Source organism: Arcobacter sp. ISO1 (genome assembly GCF_058105185.1).
Genome location: NZ_CM176573.1, coordinates 2,767,438 through 2,789,045, shown reverse-complemented (window position 1 = coordinate 2,789,045; position 21,608 = coordinate 2,767,438). Strand labels below are relative to the sequence as shown.

The following is a 21,608-nucleotide window of genomic DNA, read 5'->3' as shown; positions in this document are numbered from 1 at the left end:
TAAATTTTTTTAAGTAAATTGTAAAATTAGCTTTTAATAAAAACTTTTATGATAGAGTATCTAAAAATAGGAAAATAATATGGGGTTTTTTAAAAACATTGTAAATCTAATTGCAAAAGCATCAATACCAACTTATAAGTTTGAAGAAAATAGCTTGATTTTTAAATTAAATAATGATCAATTCTTTACATATGATTTAGGTGAATATGAGATTAAAACTAGACATGATTCCTATGCTTTAGAAGCTTATACTTTAAAAAATGATGATATTTTTTTAGAATATATAAGAACCCATAACAATGCTTCATGGAACGGACAACCCCTATCACTATTTGAAGGTTTTTTCAAACTTAAACTAAATATCAAATCATTTAATCTTTTAGAAAAAAAAGAGATAAATAAATACACATTTAAAGTGTTTAAAGTTGATGATTCTTTTGTTTTACATATTATTTATATTTATACGGCAGTTTCTGATATTATTATTGTGGATATGAAAGGGGAACTTTATAAAAACTTACTTACAAGGCTAGATGAGTCCTATGAGTATAAGTTTAATAGCGAAGAAAAAGGCTTTGTTAATTTCAATATCTCAATGATAAAAGAAAACTATATTCAAAATTTTATAGAAGGTGAAAAATGAAAATAAAAAACTATTTACTTATGGCTTTATTAACTTTTTTCTTTATTGGATGTACTTCCACTACAAGATATCAATTTAATACAAATAAGCTAGTTTTAGGGAAAACGGATAGTTTAGTTAATTTAAACTTTACAAATCCAAAGTTTCAAAGGCAAGGTTCTTTTTGTACCACTGAATCATATACGATAAGTGATGAAAATAAAGATTATGGATATATTTTTATAGAATCAATAGAACTTAGTAATAATTGTTATTGGAATGGCTTACCAAGCTCTTTTTTACAAAACAATATAAAACAACAGTTAAACTTGAATTCGCTAAAAACGGTTGAAGATTATGATATTGACGGATATAACTTTAAGACTTTAAAAGTTAATGATGACTCTTATCTCAATCTAATTTATATTTATAGTGGAAATAAAAATAGGTTTATTATAGATTCCAAAGGAAATTTATATGATAAACTTTTAAGAGGTTTTAAAAAAGATTATAAAAATAAATATTTAAAAGAGAAAAGATTTCTTGGAAAATATAATGACAGTTTAGTTCGAAAAAATATAATTAATCGATATTTTGAAGCTGAGAAAATCGAAATGACTTCTCAACTTATTTTACCCCTTTAGTTTCCAAAAACTTTTTTTAGTAAAGAGGTAGTTTGCTCAACGGGATTAGTTCTTATAAGAGCTTCTTTTTGAGCAATCATCTCAAATAATCCATCTATAGCTTTATTGGTTACATAATCATCTAAGTTCTCGTCACTTGCACTTGGAATATAAGAATCAACCCCAAATCCTTTTGCTAAATTCATAACAGAACTATTCTCAACAACATCTTTACCATATTGTTTATAATATGAATTAAAAGAATCATAGTATTTTGCTACACTATTTTGAGCCATTGTTTCTTGAACAATTGGTTTTATCATATTTTTTAATGATGTAGTTGTATTATTTTTAAAGTAGTTTGTTGCTGCATCTTTGTCACCATTTAAAATCTTTTTTGCATCATCTAAAGTCATCTTATCAATTGCATCTACAAATATCTCTGCAGTTTTAGGAGCAGCTTTTGTTGCTGCGCTGTTCATCGATTTTATTAAATCATCCGCAACTTTATCTCCACCAACTTTTCTAATTAGTGTTTCTGCTTTTTGTAAGTTTTCAGGTAAAGGGATTTTTACAAGTGAATTATTTAAATATCCATTTTGGGTACCAAGTGTATTAACAGCATAATCAACACCAACTTTTAGTGCTTCTTTTAAACCACTAGAAACTGTTGAGTTTTTTAAATTAGAATCTGTAGTTGAACTGCTAGGTTTTGTTACATTATCCGTAACTGCTTTAGTAATACTTCCTAAGTCAAAGGCAAAACTTAATGTTGAACATAAAAGTAAAGATGCAACGATTGATGTTTTTTTATTTATCATGATATATCCTAATTGATTTTTTTATTATTATATGTTAATTTCCATAAAATATGATTATTTTATTTATTTACTATATAATAATTGTGTAAATAAGGAGTAAGAGTGATTAATGAGATTTCAAATTTTTTACATAGTTTTAAAAACAAAACATTAGAAACACACGAAATAGTTGAGTTAAAAGAGAAAATATACAAGTTTGCCAATGATATAAAAGAACAATCTTTTGATAAAGAATATGAAGAGAATTTTTTAACTATTTTAGGTTATAGCTATAGGTTAGATGATTTATCACAAAGAATTTTCTATACTTTTCAAGAGGCAGTTTATGCAATAGATTTAGATATATTGATGAAAAATGAGGATTCAAGAAAATTAAATTCTATTGTCTATATTTTAGTTTTAGAGCAATTAATTAAATATTATGAATCAAATTGTGAAGATGAAGAGTTAAAACAAAAAGCTCTTGAAACATATAAAATTATAGAAGATAGAAAAGCAAAAGAGAATAAAAAATATCATATGTATCAGTATTAAATTGTCATGAATTACAAAATAATGATAGAATATGTTAATAATTAAAGAGGTTTAGTGTGGCAATTTTTAAAAAAAATGTATGGATGATTTTTTATATTATTTTTTTAATTAGTTTAATCATCTTTTTATTTTTAATATATAAAGTTGATAAAAGTGAATATAATGAATTTACCGAAAAACAAGAAAATCTAACCAAAATCACTGCAAATTCAATTAATTCAATTTTTTTACAATATGAAATGGTTTTAGATATTCTAGGATCTCAATTAGTTAAAAATAAACTTTATAAAGATTTTGAATCCTCAAGAAAACTTTTAGATAATTTATTAACTGTTAATACAAATCTTCTTGCTTTTGCTTTAGTTAAAGAAAATGGACAAATATATGTAACTAGTACCAATCTTTCTAAAATAAAAGATCTTCCAAATCTGTTGGATCTCGAAGAGACTAGAGATACTTTTTTAAAATCATTAAATTCAAAAACGATGGTAATTGGTAGAACTTATTATAGTAATGAATTAAAGAATTTAGTTATCCCTATTAGAAAAGCTATTAGAGATAAAGATGGAAATGTTATAGCTGTTATTATAGCAGGAATCAAAGTAGATGAAAATTTTAAACTATTGAGTGATACTCAAAGTAAAACTGTTTTGATTAGAGGGGATGATAGGTATATACAACTTTTGGATTATACTAAAAGCAATCATTTAAAAAAATTTTATAAAATTCAAGTTCCTTTAGAGCATCTTGAAGACAATATAAGAAAAATTGAAACAAAATATAATCAAAAAATTGAGGATATACAAAATAATGAAAACATAGTTACTATTGAATATAAGGCTTTAATGATAAGTAAAAATGTTTTAGCTTCAGTTCAATATTTAAAAAGATATAATTTATGGGTAATATCTCAAATAGAGAAAATTATTATAGAAGAGCAAATAAATAAGAAAATATTGATTATTAGTATATTTTTTGTAATAGTGTTATTTATTTTTTATCTATTAATTAGAAGTATTGATAAATTTGAGATGAAGAAACAAAAAGCTCTTTATTATCAAGCAACCCATGATTATTTAACAAATTTAAATAATCGTTTTTATTTATCAAAAAATTTTGAAGAGAAAGAAATACTTGATAAGTACACACTGTTTTTTATTGATTTAGATAATTTTAAAAACATAAATGATAACTATGGACATGCTATTGGTGATTATATTCTTAAAGAAGTTGCTTCTCGACTTAATTTTTTTAAAGAAGAAAGAGATATTCTAACAAGAAACAGTGGTGATGAATTCTTATTAATAAAAGAATCTATAAATAAAGATTATATTAATCAGATTGCACAAAAGATTATTAATAAAATATTAGAGCCTTATTACATACAAAAATATAAAATTACTATAGGTGTAAGTATTGGAATTGCACAATATCCAAGTGATGCAAAAAATTTTGATGAGCTTAAAAGATATTCTGATATTGCAATGTATAAAGCAAAAAAAGTAAGAAATACATATTGTTTTTTTGAAGATTCAATTAAACATAAATATCTAAGAGATTCCTTAATTGAACAGGAATTAAAAAATGCAGTAACCAATAATGAGATATATTTAGTTTATCAACCACAAATAGATAAAAATGATCTCCTTTTCGGTGTTGAGGCATTAGTTAGATGGGAGAATAAAAAACTAGGAGTAGTCTCTCCAGATGAGTTTATTAAGATTGCAGAATCAACAGGTCAGATGGTTAATATTGGAGAACATATATTAAAAACTTCAATAAAAGAGATAACTGAGATTCAAAGTTCGCTAAATATATCTTTTCAATTATCTATTAATGTTTCAGTAAAACAGTTTATGGAAATAGATTTTTATGATAAGTTTTTTAAAATAATAGATAAATATAATATTGATTATAAATGTATAACTTTAGAAGTAACTGAGAACGTTTTTATAGAAGATTTAAAGTATATACTAGATTTATTGAGTAAATTAAAAACAAAAGGGATTAGAATCTCTTTAGATGATTTTGGTACAGGATATTCATCTTTAAGTTTGTTGGGTAAACTACCAATTGATGAACTTAAAATTGATAGAAGCTTTGTGGAAGATGTTTTATCTGATGTAAATTCAAGAAACATGATAGATGGTATTATGTCAATTGGTAAAAAATTAGACCTAGAAGTTTTAGCAGAAGGTATTGAAACAATTGAACAAAAAGAGTTTTTATTAAAATCAAAATGCGATTTATTTCAAGGGTACTATTTTTCTAAACCTTTAAAAAAAGATCAGCTAAAAGAATATGTAAAAGAAAATTTTAAAGATAAGGTATTTTAATGATTAGATTAAATTGTGATATGGGTGAAAGCTTTGGTGTTTGGAAGATGGGAAGAGATGAAGAGATAATGTCTTATATTCATCTTGCAAACTTGGCCTGCGGTTTTCATGCTTCAGATGCTGTTACAATGAATCGGTCAGTAGAACTTGCAAAAAAATATAATGTAACAATTGGAGCACATCCTTCTTATAATGATTTAATTGGTTTTGGAAGAAGAAGTATTCCTTGTTCTTTAGAGGAGATTAAATCTATTGTTTTATATCAATTAGGTGCATTAAATGCCTTTTGTAAGTCCCATGGTACTTATGTATCTTATGTAAAACCCCATGGAGCTTTATATAATGATATGATGAAAGATGAAAATATTTTTAAAGCAGTTCTAAATGCTATTTCTTCTTATGATAGAAATATAAAGTTAATGATTCTTTCAAAACAAGATAATGAAGCTTACGCTTATACTTCAAAAATATATGGAATAGAATTAATCTATGAAATCTTTGCCGATAGACATTACAATGATGATGGAACATTAGTTTCAAGAGTACATCCAAATAGTGTTATAGAAGATGAATTAGATGTTTTACAAAGGATGAAAAATTTAATTGATAATGGTTATATAAATAGTATAAATGGAAACAAACTTTTTTTAAAAGCAGATACAATTTGTGTTCATGGTGATGGAAATAATGCTTTAAATTTTATAAGTGCATTACAAAAAGTAATTAATTAATGACGATAAAAGTTGCATCTGTCGATTCAGTTATAATATATTTTGGTGAAGTTATATCTAAGGATATATCAAATAAAGTAAAATCTGCTTATGCATATTTAAAATCCTTAGAAAATGATAGCTTTATAGAAATAATCCCCTCATATACATCTATTTTGATAAAGTATGATATCTTTAAGTATGATATCTCTTCAATAACTAATTTTTTAAAAAATGAATTAAAAGATATAGAAAATGAAGATTCTATTTCAAGTAAACTTATTGTTGTAGATACTTTTTATTCTACAGAAGTTGGCTTTGATTTACAAACTGTTGCCTCAAATGCAAATATTTCCATTGAAGAAGTTATCAAAATTCATAGTTCTAAGATTTATGATGTTTATACCATCGGTTTTTTACCAGGGTTTGCCTACTTAGCTTCAGTTGATGAAAAAATTATTACTCCAAGATTAAAAACCCCAAGAAAGAAAATACCAAAAGGTAGTGTTGCTATTGCTGATTCTCAAACAGCTGTTTACCCATGTGATTCCCCTGGAGGTTGGAACATAATTGGTAGAACAAACTTCAAATTTTTTGATAAAAGTTTAGAAAATTTAAGTCCAATTTGTATTAATACAAAAATAAAATTTAATCCAATATCAAAAGAAGAGTATATTGCACAAGGTGGGAAAATTGAGTTTTAAAGTTTTAAATTCAGCAATTTTAACTTTGATTCAAGATAGTGGGAGGTTTTCATATTCACATTTAGGGGTTACAAATTCAGGATATATGGATGAATATGCTGCCTTTGCTTGTAATAAACTCCTTGATAATGATATAAGAGGAAATTTATTAGAAATCTCTTTTCCCAATTTACATTTAGAAGCTACAAAAGATACTACTCTAGCTATTACTGGTGCTTATTGTGAGTTTTTTATTAATGGTAAGGAAAAAAACACATGGTCTAGCCATAAAATAAAAAAAGGTGATAGCATAAAAATAGGAAGGTTTATAAGTGGACAAAGGGTTTATTTAGGCGTAAAAAATGGCTTTATTTTAAAAAAAGAGTTTGGTAGCTTTTCTACAACACTAAAAGAGGATTTTGGAAAAAAACTTGAGAAGAATTCTATTTTAGATTTTGAAGAGTTTATAGAGATAAAAACTAAAAGATGGCATGAAAACTACTTACCAAAATATGATAAAGAGTTAACACTTAGAGTTATTCTTTCTTATCAAGAAGATTTATTCTTAAAAGAAGCAAAAGAAGTTTTTTTTAATAATAAATATAAAATCACGTCTGATTTTAATAGAATGGCTTGTAAATTAGATGGAAAAGAAGTAAATTCAAATATAAATGGAGTTATCTCTGAAGCTGTAAGTTATGGTTCCATACAAATACCAACTGATGGTAAACCTATAGTTTTGTTAAAAGAAGCACAAACAATTGGTGGTTATCCAAAAATTGGGAGTGTTTTAAGTATTGATTGTTTTAAACTTGCTCAAATGAAAATTGGTGGAATTGTTAATTTTGAAGAGATATCAATTGATCAAGCACAAGAAAAATTTAAAAAATTTTATTCTATTTTTCTTTCTTAGCTTCAATATTCTTAACAAGATTTGTTAAAATTTCATGAAAATTTTCATCTTTTTTTACCTTTACCATTGAAAATTCAAAAGTAGGTTTTATGATAATTCCTGAGTTACTTTTTAAAGTTGTACCAAAAAGTATACTTGAAATATTTTCAATTAAAGAAACAATTGAAGATATATCATCTTCATTAAAAGTGATTATAAATTTATTAGAAAGATACCTTGTAAGTTCAAATTCTAAGCCTTCATCTTTTAATTTTTCTTTCAAATAATTAGAAATATAAATCAATAAATTATTAGAGATTAGTTTATTGTAAGTACTCGAAATATACTCATAATCAGATACATCTATTAAAGCTATAATTGCATCATCTTTGAATTTAGCATCTTTAGTTAAGTATTTATGATATAACCATTTTTTGTTATTAACTTTTGTTAAATAATCTTTATAAATATTATCAGTAATTGATTCTAACTCTTCCTTTAACTCGCCAATTTGATTATACAGATTTTTTAAAAGTAGGGTATTGTTCTCTTTAATTGCTTTTTGTGCATCAAGGGTTAAACCACTTGCTAAATCAATCGTTGTAATTGCTTCATTTACATAATTATTTATTACATTAAATTCATCTATAATTAAATCACTTAATTCTTTTTCAAAGCTTTCTTCATGAACATCAACTTCAGAAGTTTTTGCATGCTTATCAAAACATTGAAAATAAATAGATGGTAATATAATCTCATTTTTAAGAAGTTCATTAATTGTTGAATCAGTAATTTCTTTTAATTTAGTCTTCATTATTTTCTCTCTTTAGAATCTCATTAATTTCAACAGGTTTCCCAATATAATACCCCTGTGAATAATGAATATTTAATGATTTTACATATCTTAGTGTTTTTAAATCACTTACAAACTCCGCAACTACTTTAATATTTTGTTCTTTACAAAATAGAGTTATACTTTTTACAAGGTTGTAGTAAATATCTTCATCAATTTTTTTTACTAAGCTTCCATCTAATTTGATATAATCAGTATTGATATTCAAAATATGTTCATAATTTGAAAATCCTGAACCAAAATCATCTATGGCAATTTTTACATCAAATGCTTTTAAGTCATTAATGAAATCATTAACCAAATAAAAATTGTTGATTTTACTACTTTCTAATATTTCAATTGTTAAATAACTTCCTACATCATTATTTTTAATATTATTTATAATAAGATTTTTCATAGAAGGATTAAGTATGTCGTTGTAATCTAAATTTATATTTACATGGATTTTATGTTCTTTTATGTAATTAATAACTTTTATAATAAGAATTTCCATTAATTTATTAAATAGTCTATATTTTCTAGCTTTACTTAAAAATACTTGAGGTAGTAAGACATTGCCTTTTTGATCATAAAGCCTCATTAAAGCTTCATATTTGACAATTTTTGATGTTTTGTTATCCATTATTGGTTGGAAAAATGGCTCAACTTTTTTTTCTTTTATATTGTTTTGTAAGGTTGTAAGAAGTTCAGCATTTTCAAAATGATTTCTATAAAGTTTTGAGTCATAATATAAAAAATGAATATAGTTCATTTTTGCATTATGTAGTGCCTTTTCTGCATAAATCAATAAATCTTTATCTAAACCTTTTGAACAACCAATTGTAACATCAAGATCGATCTCAATATCTGAGTTTAGAAGTTTATATTGTGCAGTTATAATATTATGAAATATAATGTTTTTAACCTCTAATATATCCATCTCATCAAGTTCTTTATAGATAGTTAAGGTGAAAACATCAACATGTGTATTTTTTATTTCTACACAAACTTTTGTAGCTAGATATTTTAATAGGTCTTTTTTTATTTTATTTTTTAATAAAGATAATAGTTGTGAAAGAATATAGTCCCCATTTTTAAATCCATATAGTGCATTAATATCTTTCATGTATAATATGTCAATAATATAAATAGTCTTTGTATCATTTTTAAAAAAATGTTTACAAAGCCTTTGAAACAAGGACATTTTTTACCTTTTTTATATAATTATTAAATTAGTATATATAATTTAATCTTAAGAAATGTGCATAAAAAGTACAAAAAGTATTAAATTCTTAAAAAAGTCAAATTTTTTCTTATTAAATTATACAGTTTGTATAAAAGAGTTAATTTCAATGATTTTTGGATAGAATTCATAAAAATTTAATTAAGGTATTTTATTTGGAAGAAATTATCAAAGACTGGGGCTATTTGGCCTTGTTTTTATATTCATTTGGTGGAGGATTCGTAGGACTTGTTGTTGCAGGTGTTTTATCTTTTACGGGGGATTTAAATCTATTTATTTGTATGCTTGTTGCAGGTACTTCAAATTTTATTGGGGATCAGTTCTTATTTTACATGGCAAGAAGTAACAAATCATATGCAAAAGATACAATGAAAAAGTTTGGAAGAAAAGTTGCCCTTGCGCATTTGTGGATGAGAAGATATGGTTCAACTGTAGTATTTTTTCAAAAATATATTTATGGAATAAAGACATTAATCCCTTTAGCAATGGGATTAACTAAATATTCTTTTCAGAAGTTTACAATATATAATATCTTTGCTTCAACTCTTTGGGCAATTGTTATTGGTTATGCTAGTTTTATGATGGGTGAAGTTATTCTAACATATGCAGAAGAGTATAAATATTATGGCGTTGGGATAATATTATTTTTAGTTTTTGGGATTTCATATTATGTTAAAAGAATATAATTTTTCAAAGGAGTTTTTAGAAAATATTAACTCATTAGGATATCAACAGTTAACTAAGATTCAATCTTTATCTTTACCTTTATCTTTAAAGAATAAAGATTTAATAGCACAAGCAAAAACAGGTTCTGGAAAAACAGTTGCCTTTTCCATTCCTCTTGTAGAAAAGCTTGATGTAAAAAAATATAAAATACAATCTTTAGTTTTGGCTCCTACTAGAGAATTGTCAAATCAAATTGCTAGTGAAATTAGAAAGCTAAGTCGACATATTCATAATGTAAAAGTTCTTTCATTATGTGGAGGAACACCTTTTAAACCTCAAGTTGCATCAATAGAACATGGTGCACATATTATAGTTGGTACTCCTGGGCGAATTTTACAACATATTCATGAAACAAAAATTGATTTTGACAATGTTAATACTTTAGTTTTAGATGAAGCAGATAAGATGCTTGATATGGGATTTCATGATGATATTATAAAAATAATAGACTCTTTACCTAAACAAAGGCAAACTCTTTTATTTTCTGCAACATATGAAGAGAATATTGAAAATCTTTCAAAGGAGATTTTAAATAATCCAAAATTTGTTAAAACTGATGATGTTCATGAAAAAGATATCATAAATCAAACTTTTTATGAAGTAGAATCAAGATTTAAAACTTCATTGATACCAAATCTGATTTTACAAAACAATGCAAAATCTATTTTAATTTTTTGTAATACAAAAGTTAAGTGTGAAGAGTTAGCAGATGAACTTCATTCATACGGGATTGATGTATTAACTTTACATTCAAATTTAGAGCAAAGAGATAGAGATGAGACATTAATCTTATTTTCAAATAATTCTTACCCAATTTTAATTGCAACAGATGTAGCTTCTAGAGGACTTCATATTGATGATATTAATTTAGTTATAAACTATGATATTCCAAGGGATGAAAGTGTTTATACTCATAGGATAGGAAGAACAGCAAGAGCTGGTAAAAATGGTTTAGCTGTAACACTATTTGAAAAAGATGAATTTTTTAAAGTTGAGCCTATAAAAGAAAAATTTGAAGAGATTAAATTTGAAGATTTTAAAGATATTAAAACCTTTGAAGATTATAAGATTGATTCAGAATTTAGGTCTTTAATCATCATTGGTGGGAAAAAACAAAAACTTCGAGCTGGTGATATTTTAGGTGCATTAACAGCTGGAATTGGTTTAAATAAAGAAGATATTGGAAAGATTAATATTTTAGATTTTGTTTCATATGTAGCTATTAAAAAAGAGGTTTTGAAAAAAGCTTTAAATGGTTTAACGAAAAGAAAAATCAAAAACAAAAGCTTTAAAGTTTTTGAAAAGTAAATATGATAAGATTTCATCATTAACATTAAAAAAGGATATATTTAATATGGCAACAGCAACAGCAAGACATTTATTAGTTGAATCAGAAGAGTTATGTAATGAACTTAAACAAAGAATTGCAAAGGGTGAAGATTTTGGTGCATTAGCACAAGAGTTTTCTCAATGTCCATCAGGAGCTAATGGTGGAGATTTAGGGAAATTTTCTCAAGGACAAATGGTTCCTGAGTTTGATACAGTTGTATTTAATGAAGCAGTAAATGTAGTTCATGGACCAGTGAAAACTGATTTTGGATATCATTTATTAGAAACTACTTCAAGAGAAGACTAATTAAAAAAAGAGGTTAGCAGGCTTTTTCTTCTACCTCTTCTTCCCAAAGAATTGTAACTCCATACTCTTCATGGGGTATTACATATTTAAAATATTCACTTCCACCTTTTTTACCATGTAATCTTACTATTACTTGTTGTTCTTGTAAAAGTTTTTTCATCTCATATTCAGAGAAACTTCTTTTGTTGTATCTTAAAAATGTATTTGAATATACTCTAAATCTACAAGTTGAATCTGCTGTAAAGACATATTGTTCACTCTCATCATACTCTTTTTTTGAATTTTCACAGGAATAAAGTTTTATATTTTTACCCTTTACATTTATTTTTTTTGAGATAACTTTTCCTTCACAATATGGACATTCCCCTAAAATCATAAGCATCCTTTTTTGGGAAAGATTATAATAAAGTTTTTTAAATTATTAAAAAAATATGACAGATTGCAATATCTAAAAAGAAAAAGGGATTACCTTTCTCTTTTTTTCTCAAAAATTCTTTCTGTAAACTCAGCAAATTTACCTCTAACTGCTTTTTCTAATTCAATGGCAAACATTGAAATTTCAGGATGTTTTTCCCTTGTTTGTTTAAGAAGTGTAGTTAGACCATTGTTGTATTTATTTAAATACAGGTTATCAATTTGTCTGTTTGAACCAATAACAATAGCCATACAAGATTCATCTAGCCTACTTAGAATTAATTGTGTTGTTTTTTCTGATGAATTTTGCCACTCATCCATAATAACAATTGCTTCAGAAAGGGTTCTTCCTCTAGCTTCCCCTGGCCATAAAGTTTCAATACAATACCTTGATGTAAGTTCAGCAATTTTTGAATCAATAGATTCTTTATTTTCTCTATTCTCACTTTTTTTTAGTTGTTTTTTTGCAACAAATTCCAATGTATCATAAAGTGCCATATTATAGACTCTAAATTTTTCTTCATTTCCAGCTAAATAACCAACATCAGCACCTTTATCTAGGGATTCAATAGAGTTTCTAACATATACAATTTTGTCATAATGCCCTAAATCAATCAATCTCATGGCACTTACCATTGACATAAGAGTTTTACCTGAACCTGCTTTTGCATCGATTACCATTAATTCAAACATATCACTTAAAATTGCTTTCATAAATAGTTTTTGTTTTAAATTTACAGGCCTAACTTGTAAGGTTTTAAAATCAGATTCATTTAGAAGTTGGATTCTTTCATTTATGATAACTCCATAAGTTGAGTTACCATCTTGGCTTTCAAAAGAATAACAAAAGTTTTCATTTGAGTATTTTTCATCAAATTTTCTAATATTTGCTCCATCAAGGGAGTTAAATACACTTGAATCTAAACTTATTTTTTTAAGGAATTCAAATTTAGGTACTGTAGATTTATCATCATGTAGAGTTTCTGTTTTTATACCCTTAAAAAGTGCAAAAGTTCTTGCATAAACATCAAGGGATAAAAATAGGGTTTGAGCACCTTTATAATAATCTTGTGCAATAGCTGCAACTTCAATGATACGTTTATCGTTACTTTCACTAATATGAATTTGCTCAATTTCTGATTCATATTGATCTTTAGAGATAATATGTAACATCATCTCATTATTATAAAGTTTTACAACTTTAAATCCTAATTTATAGTCAACCTCTTTGATTTTCATATTAGCAAGTAAACGAGCGAACTCTCTAGAATAATAACCTAACTCATTTGTCAGTTTCTTTTTGTCCTCTAATTCTAATAAAACTGTTTCTGGTATTACAATGGTGTTTGTGTTATTGTCAGATAATCTGTTCAAGTTTTGAACGTTTTGCAGGATAATATTAGTATCAATTACATATACTTTATCTTTCATAGAAAAATTATATCATTAAAAAGCTACAAGTTAACGACAAAATTGTATAATTAATAATGCTAAAATTTAATAATCACACAATGCTAGAAATTTTAAATATTTTAAAAAAAGAATTAACTACCAAAAACACAGTCACTTTTGAAGTTTTGAATCCTGATAATTTTAATAATAAAGCTATTGGAGAAAATATTGAAATTTCAAATGAAGTACATATATTTAGAGATTATAAATCATGGCTAGATTTAGCAGAAAAGCTTTTTTCTAAAATGTTAACACCAATAAAGGTTGATGAAAATATTGTTCAAATAACATTTCAAAAACTAAATTTAAATGATAGCTTTCATAATGATGAACAAGATAGAGAAAAGTATGGTAGCCAATCTTTATTTTCTAAAATTAATAAAAATGAAGAACCTGAAATTCTATATTCATACTTACAAGCACTTAAAAATGTAAAAATAGAAAAAAGAGTTAGAATTTTAAATCTTGGAGTAAATTCTGGGGAAGAGTTTGAACTTATAAAAGAGTATTGTGAAAACTTTAAAGATTTAGAATTAATTGGAATAGATTATTCAACTACAGCCATACATGCAGCAAAAGAAAAATTTAGAGATGATAGCAATATTAAGTTTTTTGTTCATGATATTAATAGTTTAGAACAATTAGATTTAGGAACTTTTGATTTAATTATTACAATTGGGACTTTACAAAGTTGTAACTCAAATTTTAAAGAATTATTTATGAACATCATACAAAACTATTTAAAAAAAGATGGTTCTGTAATACTTGGTTTTCCAAACTGTAGATGGCTTGAAGGAAAACCTATTTTCGGAGCAAAGGCTCCAAATTATAGTTTTTCTGAAATGAGTATATTGTTTAATGATGTTGTTTTTTGCAAAAAATACTTACAACAAAAAAAATTTAGAGTAACAATAACTGGTAAGTACTATATCTTTTTAACAGCAACTAGTATTAGAAAATAATTAGTTTAAATTATTTATTTTTATTTCTAGTTTTTTTTGATAAGGTTTCCCTATGAAAAAAAACATATTAATAACACTACTTTTTATTTTACTCTTAAAATTAAACCTTTTCTCTTACGAAACGAATTATTTATATAATAAAGAAGCATCAAAACTTATAAAAGATTTAGTTAATAATCATGGATTTAGTAAAACCTATTTAGATAGATTGTTTTCTAGTGTTAAAGTTCAAAAATCTGCATTGAAATATTATACGAAAAAGAAAAAAAAAGATTTTGAGATTAAAAAAAAGTATCATGGAAGTTGGGATAGGTACGAAAACAAACTTTTAAACAAAGAAAGAATTGATGTAGGTGCGAAATTTATGAAAAAAAATAAAAAAGCACTTAATAAAGCCTATAAAAAATATGGAGTTCAGCCTGAATATATAGCTGCAATAATTGGTATAGAAAGTTTTTATGGCAAGTATAGTGGTGATTATCCTGTATTTGATGCATTGGCTACATTAAGTTTTGAAAAAAATAGAAGAAATAAATTTTTTAAAAATGAATTAAAAGAGTTCTTGATTTTAACAAAGAAAAACAAACAAAATCCAAAAAATATATATGGTTCTTTTGCTGGAGCCATTGGCTTGGCGCAATTTATGCCTAGCAATTTTAAAAAACTTGCAATAGATTTTAATAATGATGGAATTGTTGATTTAGATAATGAAGATGATGCAATAGGTAGTATCGCAAAATATTTTAATAAGTCAGGTTGGAATAGGATGATTCCTGTTGCAACTAGAGTAAGTTATGAAGGTAAAAGATTTAATAGATATAAAACTGGATTTAAATACAAATATAAGCGTTCAAAACTAAAAGGGATAAAACCAAAAGACAATAATTTCTATTATCCCAAGAAAGTGCATTTAATAAAACTTAATCGATATAAATTTGATGAACTCTGGTATGGAACTAGAAACTTCTATGTTATTACTAGGTATAACCGTAGTAGTTATTATGCAATGGCAGTTTATAAATTAGCAAAAAAATTAAGAAAGGCTTACAGAAAAAAAAGTGTATAATACAAACTTTAAAATAAAAATATGAAGGAATAAAATGAAAAATTTATTATTTAGTTTTAGTTTAGTTTTTGTAGCTTTATTTTTTGCTGCTTGTGAATCAGATGAAGCAAAAACAATTGTTGAAGATAATCGGAGTTTTGACGAGTTAAAAGAAGAAAGTAATAAAACTTATACGCTTAATACAACAGATGGTGAAAAAATTGTATTTAAAATTGAAGAGAATAAAATAACTTCTGAACAGTTAAATGGGAAAACTCTATTAATAAACTTTTGGGCAACTTGGTGTAAACCTTGCGAAAAAGAGATTCCTGCATTTAATGAACTTTATAAAAAATATGGTGACAATTTTGAGATTATAGGTGTGCTTTTTGAGAAAGATAAAAATCCAAAAGAGTTAGCAGATTTTATGGCTAGATTTAATATGAAGTTCCCTGTTACAGTAGGTGAAGAGAACTTTAGATTAGCAAAAACATTTGATGATGTAAAAATGGTTCCTGAATCATATCTTTATGACAAAAATGGGAATTTTGTTAAAAATTACATTGGAGAAGTTGACCAAAAAGACTTAGAAGAGTACTTAAAACAGTAATATCAGTAAAGTTTTTGTATACTAGTATTTAAAAATAACTAAAAAGGTAACATATGTCAATATCAGAGTTTTTGTCAACAATAAAAGAATCACAGTTTAATATAGCACAGATATATGAAAAAGCACCAAATGAAACAATGATACTATTAGCAGTTATAGTTGTTGCAATTATTATTGTATATTTTATTATTTCAAACTCAATAAAAGCTTCAAATACTGTAAAATTAGTAGAAAATATTTTAGATTCAAAAACTTATGATGAGATTGATAAAAAATTATCAATTTTAAGTGAAGAACTTCCAAAAAGAGGGGTTAAAGTTACTGATGCTTTAAATGTTGTTAAGGAGCATCTATTATTTAAAACCTCTAAATTATTAGCAAATATGACAATTGCCAAAAAAATTGAAAAATACCAAGAGCTTTCAAAGAGATACTCTCAAATCGCACAAGCTTCAAAAAAACAAAAAAATGAAGATTTAGTTGTTTTTTATGAACAAAAATCAAAAGAATTAGTAGAAGTTAATCTGTCTGAAGAGATTGCATATTATCTTGAAAATGTACATTTTAGCGAAGATGAAGTTGAAAATGTAAATGCAATAGTTAAATATGCAAATAGTTTATCAAATCCTAAATCTATAATTGATCCAATGATTGAAACAATGAATAAATTTAGTTATGGTTATAATATTGATTTATTTAGATTTATTGAGAAACTTACAAAAGAAGATTCTAAACAAGTTTTTGAAAATGCAAATGAAAGAATGGAAGAGTTATTTAACAATGGTGATAAAGAAATCTCTAAAATCATTTTAGATTATCTTCTTGAAAAAAATGAAAATCAAAAAGTTTATGATTATATTTCTGCTTTAAACATAAAAAACTATTTACAACAACTTCACGATTTATATTTCAACAAAAAAGATGATTTAAATTTAAACTTAGCATTTATTGCAAATCCATTAAAAATTGATTCAGATTATAAAAGTTATTTAGATGAATCATTAACATCAAATTGGAGAGATCCTTCTCACATAGAGTTTTTATCAAAATCAAAGGGTGTGCTTGATGTTCTAGGTCACATGGAGTTTAGAACTTTAATTGAAAGAATTGATAATATAAAAGTTGAAACTGAAAATAGAAAAATGGTTGAAGAAGCCTTAACCATTGCAAAAAGAGCTGAATCTATTGCCATAGAAGCAAAGTCTTTAAACAAAAGACCTGTTATTATGACTCAAGCAACACAAGTAAAAAAAACTAGTGAGAATTGATTTTTAAATGAGTGATTTTAATCCAGTATTTATAGTGTTTTTTTTAATATTAGTTGCACTGATTTTTTTAATATTTAAAAGAACGAATTCTAATTATAAGCCTAGTTATTTAAAAAAGCAAGAATTAGTAAAACAATATGAATATGAGATGTTAAAATTAATATCAAAATATGAAAAAGAACCAGATATTTTAAAAGTTAAAAAAATAGAGTTTTTAAAACAAGCAAGCAATGAACTACACAATAATATATTTTTTGAGGATAAAGAAGCTAAAGCTTTAGTTCAGAAATTAGCATCTTTATAAAATAAAATAGAAAAATTTAAGGTTGAAAATTCAACCTTAAATTAAAATTCTGCACTAGCTACCCAGTCTGCAGGCTCTTCAAGAAATATCACAATTTCCTCAAGAATTTTTTTATGTTTCTCTTCTTCTTTTGCAATTTGTAAAAAGATTCTTTTTTCTCTTTCATCACTTAACTCTTCAGCTTTTTCAGCATAAAAATCATGAGACTCTACTTCTCTTGTAATTGCGTCTTTATAAAATTGGATTTGTTCTTTATCAAAACTCACATTGTTTTTTTCTTCAATTAACACTGTGAATATTGTTTGAGTATCAGTAACTAAATCTAATTTATCATAATCAATATTCTCTTTTTTAAGCATATTTTTAAATACATTATAGTGCTTAACCTCTTCATCAGCCAACATTGTAAAAATTCTCTTAAGACCAGGATTCGAGGCAGATGCTGCCATTTCTCTATAGTATGCTTCACCTTCTTTTTCTACTTTCATAGCGTACTCATATACATTCATACTTTTCCTTTTTGAATAAGATTTATTAATATAATATCATAAGTAAATAAAATTTACAAAATATTTTTTTACTTAATTTATTCATAGGGACAAGGAACAGGAGGAATCTGTTTAAATGAGTTTTTTATTGCTTGGTTTATAGAGTTTTTATATCTAGAAGTTTTTTGTGCAATTGCCGCAAATTGGATAAAGTCTTCACTCCATTGTAGAGTCTTTTCTTTTTTGTAGACAAATGCAATTTTTTTCCCCATTTGCTTACATCTTAAGTAAATAGTTTGGGCATAGTTGTTTATAAAAACAAACTCTTTTGCATTTATTTTTTCTCCCCATGCGAAAAATACAAATTTACCACTTGGTATAAATTCTTGGGCATCAAAATACATAATATCTCTATCAAATTCTGTATTTTGATTTGAATTATATTTTTCTAAATCTGCATCAAACTTCATTAATAGTGATGAGGCATCAATATTCTCTTCAACTAAATTAAATAAATTTTTTATCTCAACAAGTTTGCCTTTATAATTTTGTGCCAATGCTTGTTTAAATACTGTAATATGACCCTCTTGCTTCAGTTCAACATATTCATCAAATTTATCAAAATCTTGATCCAATAAAAATTTATTTGAGTCATACCCTTCTGGCGTAACTAAAGGGCTATATAAAAAAATTGTGCCAGCAATGTTTTTCTTTCTATCTTTATTCGTTTTTATTAATTGTTTTAATTCTTTTGTTGTAATCTCTTTCTCATCATCATTAAAATAAAGATAACTTGAAGTTAAAAAAACCTCTTCGTATTTAGTTTCTAATATTCCAAAATATTGCATCTCTTTCCTTATAAGTATATATGTAATATTATCCAAATCTTTTTTAAAAGTGTTCCAATGGATAAAAATTATCTCTAAACTTAAATAAGACTAAAATTATCCTATTTGTTTTTAAGGCATAAAACTCTTTAAGTCTATGTTGATAAAATTTCAATACATTAAAACAATTTGATGTAAAACTACACAGCCAAAACCGCAATGTAAGTTGACAGAGTACTTATTTCTTCTCCTTCGCTTTTGTTAACTTCATTGCATATTTTCAAATCACACTTAGCAAATTTCGATATAATATTTTCTTTTTTAGGAAATAATATGAGATATGACAAAATGAGTTCTTTTATTGTAATGGATATAGTAAGAGATGCACAAAAATATGATGATACAATACATTTTGAGATTGGACAACCTGATTTAACCCCAAGTTTAAAAGTAAAAGATAGTTTAAAAAAGGCCTTAGATGAGGACAAGTTTTCCTATACTGAATCTTTGGGTTTACTTGAACTTCGGGAAAAAATTGTTAACCATTATAAAAAATCTTATGGTGTAAGTATTGACCCTTCACAAATATTATTAACGCCAGGAACTTCTGGCGCTTTTTTAATTGCATATACTTTAACCCTAAAAAAAGATGGAAAACTAGGTCTTAGTGATCCATCATACCCTTGTTATAAAAACTTTGCATATATGTTTGATATAGATCCAGTTTTTATGAATATAGATAAAATAACAAATTATGAATTAACAGTAGAACATCTAAAAAAAGAAAATATTGATGCTCTTCAAATATCAAGTCCTAGTAATCCAACAGGTAATATTTACTCTAAAGAGAATTTAAAAGAGTTAATTGAATATTGTGACGAAAATAATATCTCTTTTATATCAGATGAACTTTATCATGGTTTGGTTTATGAAAAAGAGTCAAATTGTGCTTTAGAATTTAGTGATAACACAATTGTAATTAATGGTTTTTCAAAATATTTTTGTATGCCAGGAATGAGGTTAGGGTGGATTATTGTTCCTAAAAATCTAGTTAGAGAAGCAGAAATCATTGCTCAAAATATTTTTATTTCAGCTCCAACATTATCACAATATGCAGCTTTAGAAGCTTTTGATTATGAGTATTTAGAAGAAATAAAAAATACTTTTAAAGAAAGAAGAGACTTTTTGTACAAAGAGTTAAATGACATATTTAAAGTTGATGCCAAACCAGATGGTGCATTTTATCTTTGGGCAGATGTATCAAAATATTCAGATGATAGTTTTGCTTTTGCTAAAGAGTTATTAGAAAATATTCATATTGCTTCAACGCCAGGTATTGATTTTGGTATCAATAAAACAAATAAGTATTTAAGATTTGCATACACACGAGATATAAACCATATGAAAGAGGGAATTGAAAGGTTAAAGAAATATTTACAAAATAGAAAGAAGTGAAGGTAACTCTTCTAATGATTTGATATAGTGTTTAGCCTTAGAAAAATCTTGTGTTTTAGTAAACTCATTATGTACTATTATACAATCAATATTTGCATTAAAAGCAGAGATTAAACCACGTTCTGAATCTTCAACAACTACAACTTCATCTTTCTTTGCATTAAATAGTTCAAGTCCTTTTAAATAAGGTTCAGGGTGGGGTTTTGCTTTTTTGTAATCCTCCACACATAAAACAAATTCCATAAAATCAATGATACCTCTATTTTTATGAATAATCTCAAAATCTACTCTTCTTGAAGTTGTTACGATACCCATTTTATAATGTTTGCTAAGTTTTTCTAATATTTTATGAATATTATCAATTGCAAGATTTTCAGTTTTTAAATATTCTTGATAATATATATCTCTTTGGTCTCTTGCTATATTAATTTGCTCTTTTGTTGCATTTGGTGCAGCAACCCATACACCTTTTCCATCAGTCATAAGTTTCATATATTGCTCGAAGCTCACATCTACATCAAAAAACTCTTTTAAAGCACGTTTGCTAGCCTTGTAGTATAAAGGTTCAGTTTCAACAAGAACCCCATCATTATCAAAAAGTATATATTTTTTCAAATCTTAGTTATCATCATACTTTTCATACTCTTCATCATAGAAGCATCCAAGTTGACAATGGGTTACTTTAATATCAGAATTATTAATAGTAGAACCTACTTTTCTCAAACTTGCACCTTTGTCTCTAGCTGCATACCATGCAACTTCACATTCAACTTTTTTTGTTTTGTTAAAGTTTTCAGAAAGTTTGTTATAAATTTTATCATCAAGGTCAGAAAACTGTATCTTACCAAATACGCCTAATTCACAGTTAGTAATTTTAATATTCATTGATTTCGTGATTAAGTCCATGTCTTTTGGTTTTACACCAATTAATCTTGCTACTTTAAAAGCTTTTAAGCAAGATAGTTTTCCTTTCTCATCTAAGTTAGTTAATAATAAGTCTTTTTGCGTCTCATCTAATTGTTTCATTTTTTATATTATTGCCTTTTATAATACCTTGTAATTTTTTCGAATTATACTATTTAAAAGTTACATAAAAATAGCGATTGAAGGATTATACAATTTAAT

Annotated in this window: 25 protein-coding genes; 16 read left to right on the top strand and 9 right to left on the bottom strand. The window is 25.7% G+C overall.

Going from position 1 to position 21,608, the window contains the following annotated elements; translation table 11 throughout:
• Positions 1–79: 79 nt before the first annotated feature.
• Positions 80–643: a hypothetical protein gene (locus AC2TY9_RS13805; protein ID WP_489778101.1), complete on the top strand. Its 564-nt coding sequence runs from the start codon at positions 80–82 to the stop codon at positions 641–643.
• Entirely contained in the window at positions 640–1,266 is a 627-nt protein-coding gene (locus AC2TY9_RS13800; protein ID WP_489778100.1) for a hypothetical protein, read from the top strand. Before AC2TY9_RS13805 ends, AC2TY9_RS13800 begins: the two co-directional genes overlap by 4 nt.
• Here the strand turns inward: AC2TY9_RS13800 and AC2TY9_RS13795 are convergent.
• The gene (locus AC2TY9_RS13795; protein WP_489778099.1) at positions 1,263–2,066 is read right to left on the bottom strand and encodes a DUF4197 domain-containing protein; all 804 of its coding nucleotides are present in this window, start codon (positions 2,064–2,066) and stop codon (positions 1,263–1,265) included. The genes AC2TY9_RS13800 and AC2TY9_RS13795 overlap by 4 nt on opposite strands.
• 102 nt (positions 2,067–2,168) lie before the next feature.
• Here AC2TY9_RS13795 and AC2TY9_RS13790 point away from each other — a divergent pair, with 102 nt between their 5' ends.
• From AC2TY9_RS13790 to AC2TY9_RS13770, 5 genes are read left to right on the top strand one after another with little or no spacing between them, the layout of a single operon-like run.
• Positions 2,169–2,600, top strand: coding sequence for a hypothetical protein (locus AC2TY9_RS13790; protein ID WP_489778098.1), 432 nt, complete (start codon positions 2,169–2,171; stop codon positions 2,598–2,600).
• 56 nt (positions 2,601–2,656) lie between these two features.
• On the top strand, positions 2,657–4,936 hold the full coding sequence (locus tag AC2TY9_RS13785; RefSeq protein WP_489778097.1) for an EAL domain-containing protein: 2,280 nt from the start codon (positions 2,657–2,659) through the stop codon (positions 4,934–4,936).
• On the top strand, positions 4,936–5,667 hold the full coding sequence (locus AC2TY9_RS13780; RefSeq protein ID WP_489778096.1) for a 5-oxoprolinase subunit PxpA: 732 nt from the start codon (positions 4,936–4,938) through the stop codon (positions 5,665–5,667). Before AC2TY9_RS13785 ends, AC2TY9_RS13780 begins: the two co-directional genes overlap by 1 nt.
• Positions 5,667–6,350 carry a 5-oxoprolinase subunit PxpB gene (pxpB, locus tag AC2TY9_RS13775; protein ID WP_489778095.1) on the top strand — a complete coding sequence of 228 codons (684 nt, stop codon included), beginning with the start codon at positions 5,667–5,669 and terminating at the stop codon, positions 6,348–6,350. Before AC2TY9_RS13780 ends, pxpB begins: the two co-directional genes overlap by 1 nt.
• Positions 6,340–7,242, top strand: coding sequence for a 5-oxoprolinase subunit C family protein (locus AC2TY9_RS13770; RefSeq protein WP_489778094.1), 903 nt, complete (start codon positions 6,340–6,342; stop codon positions 7,240–7,242). The genes pxpB and AC2TY9_RS13770 overlap by 11 nt, the downstream gene beginning before the upstream one ends.
• Here AC2TY9_RS13770 and AC2TY9_RS13765 read toward each other — a convergent pair.
• Positions 7,226–8,035, bottom strand: coding sequence for a diguanylate cyclase domain-containing protein (locus AC2TY9_RS13765; protein ID WP_489778093.1), 810 nt, complete (start codon positions 8,033–8,035; stop codon positions 7,226–7,228). The genes AC2TY9_RS13770 and AC2TY9_RS13765 overlap by 17 nt on opposite strands.
• Entirely contained in the window at positions 8,025–9,179 is a 1,155-nt protein-coding gene (locus AC2TY9_RS13760; RefSeq protein WP_489778092.1) for an EAL domain-containing protein, read from the bottom strand. Before AC2TY9_RS13760 ends, AC2TY9_RS13765 begins: the two co-directional genes overlap by 11 nt.
• 272 nt (positions 9,180–9,451) lie before the next feature.
• On the opposite strand from AC2TY9_RS13760, the gene AC2TY9_RS13755 reads away from it, so the two are divergent.
• Genes AC2TY9_RS13755 through AC2TY9_RS13745 form a run of 3 tightly spaced genes read left to right on the top strand, consistent with a single transcriptional unit; the run spans position 9,452 to position 11,658 of the window.
• Positions 9,452–9,982, top strand: coding sequence for a DedA family protein (locus tag AC2TY9_RS13755; RefSeq protein WP_489778091.1), 531 nt, complete (start codon positions 9,452–9,454; stop codon positions 9,980–9,982).
• Positions 9,966–11,330 carry an ATP-dependent RNA helicase DbpA gene (gene dbpA / locus AC2TY9_RS13750; protein WP_489778090.1) on the top strand — a complete coding sequence of 455 codons (1,365 nt, stop codon included), beginning with the start codon at positions 9,966–9,968 and terminating at the stop codon, positions 11,328–11,330. The genes AC2TY9_RS13755 and dbpA overlap by 17 nt, the downstream gene beginning before the upstream one ends.
• 46 nt (positions 11,331–11,376) lie before the next feature.
• Positions 11,377–11,658, top strand: a complete 282-nt coding sequence (locus AC2TY9_RS13745; protein WP_489778089.1) for a peptidylprolyl isomerase — start codon at positions 11,377–11,379, stop codon at positions 11,656–11,658.
• Between the two features lie 13 nt (positions 11,659–11,671).
• Here AC2TY9_RS13745 and AC2TY9_RS13740 read toward each other — a convergent pair whose 3' ends face one another.
• Together AC2TY9_RS13740 and AC2TY9_RS13735 are read right to left on the bottom strand one after the other, a co-directional pair.
• On the bottom strand, positions 11,672–12,034 hold the full coding sequence (locus AC2TY9_RS13740; RefSeq protein WP_489778088.1) for a hypothetical protein: 363 nt from the start codon (positions 12,032–12,034) through the stop codon (positions 11,672–11,674).
• Positions 12,035–12,123: 89 nt separating this feature from the next.
• On the bottom strand, positions 12,124–13,503 hold the full coding sequence (locus AC2TY9_RS13735) for a PhoH family protein (protein ID WP_489778087.1): 1,380 nt from the start codon (positions 13,501–13,503) through the stop codon (positions 12,124–12,126).
• Between the two features lie 80 nt (positions 13,504–13,583).
• Between AC2TY9_RS13735 and AC2TY9_RS13730 the strand changes: the two genes are divergently transcribed.
• The 5 genes from AC2TY9_RS13730 to AC2TY9_RS13710 are packed head-to-tail and all read left to right on the top strand — an operon-like array spanning position 13,584 to position 17,713.
• Entirely contained in the window at positions 13,584–14,486 is a 903-nt protein-coding gene (locus AC2TY9_RS13730) for a class I SAM-dependent methyltransferase (protein WP_489778086.1), read from the top strand.
• A 52-nt stretch (positions 14,487–14,538) separates the two neighbouring features.
• A complete protein-coding gene (gene mltB / locus AC2TY9_RS13725; RefSeq protein ID WP_489778085.1) occupies positions 14,539–15,552 on the top strand; it encodes a lytic murein transglycosylase B in 1,014 nt (337 codons plus the stop codon).
• Positions 15,553–15,586: 34 nt separating this feature from the next.
• Positions 15,587–16,141: a TlpA family protein disulfide reductase gene (locus AC2TY9_RS13720; RefSeq protein ID WP_489778084.1), complete on the top strand. Its 555-nt coding sequence runs from the start codon at positions 15,587–15,589 to the stop codon at positions 16,139–16,141.
• A gap of 53 nt (positions 16,142–16,194) precedes the next feature.
• Positions 16,195–17,409 (top strand): hypothetical protein, encoded by a 1,215-nt coding sequence (locus AC2TY9_RS13715; protein ID WP_489778083.1) that lies wholly within the window; start codon positions 16,195–16,197, stop codon positions 17,407–17,409.
• 7 nt (positions 17,410–17,416) lie between these two features.
• Positions 17,417–17,713, top strand: a complete 297-nt coding sequence (locus tag AC2TY9_RS13710) for a hypothetical protein (protein WP_489778082.1) — start codon at positions 17,417–17,419, stop codon at positions 17,711–17,713.
• Between the two features lie 41 nt (positions 17,714–17,754).
• On the opposite strand, the gene AC2TY9_RS13705 is transcribed toward AC2TY9_RS13710, so the two are convergent.
• Together AC2TY9_RS13705 and AC2TY9_RS13700 are read right to left on the bottom strand one after the other, a co-directional pair.
• Positions 17,755–18,222 carry a ferritin-like domain-containing protein gene (locus AC2TY9_RS13705; protein WP_489778081.1) on the bottom strand — a complete coding sequence of 156 codons (468 nt, stop codon included), beginning with the start codon at positions 18,220–18,222 and terminating at the stop codon, positions 17,755–17,757.
• 77 nt (positions 18,223–18,299) lie between these two features.
• On the bottom strand, positions 18,300–19,049 hold the full coding sequence (locus AC2TY9_RS13700) for a hypothetical protein (protein WP_489778080.1): 750 nt from the start codon (positions 19,047–19,049) through the stop codon (positions 18,300–18,302).
• A 312-nt stretch (positions 19,050–19,361) separates the two neighbouring features.
• Here AC2TY9_RS13700 and AC2TY9_RS13695 point away from each other — a divergent pair, with 312 nt between their 5' ends.
• Positions 19,362–20,483, top strand: coding sequence for a pyridoxal phosphate-dependent aminotransferase (locus tag AC2TY9_RS13695; RefSeq protein WP_489778079.1), 1,122 nt, complete (start codon positions 19,362–19,364; stop codon positions 20,481–20,483).
• Here AC2TY9_RS13695 and AC2TY9_RS13690 read toward each other — a convergent pair.
• Together AC2TY9_RS13690 and AC2TY9_RS13685 are read right to left on the bottom strand one after the other, a co-directional pair.
• A complete protein-coding gene (locus AC2TY9_RS13690) occupies positions 20,463–21,098 on the bottom strand; it encodes an HAD family hydrolase (protein WP_489778078.1) in 636 nt (211 codons plus the stop codon). The genes AC2TY9_RS13695 and AC2TY9_RS13690 overlap by 21 nt on opposite strands.
• A 3-nt stretch (positions 21,099–21,101) precedes the next feature.
• Positions 21,102–21,509, bottom strand: a complete 408-nt coding sequence (locus AC2TY9_RS13685) for a ModE family transcriptional regulator (RefSeq protein ID WP_489778077.1) — start codon at positions 21,507–21,509, stop codon at positions 21,102–21,104.
• Positions 21,510–21,608 lie beyond the last annotated feature (99 nt).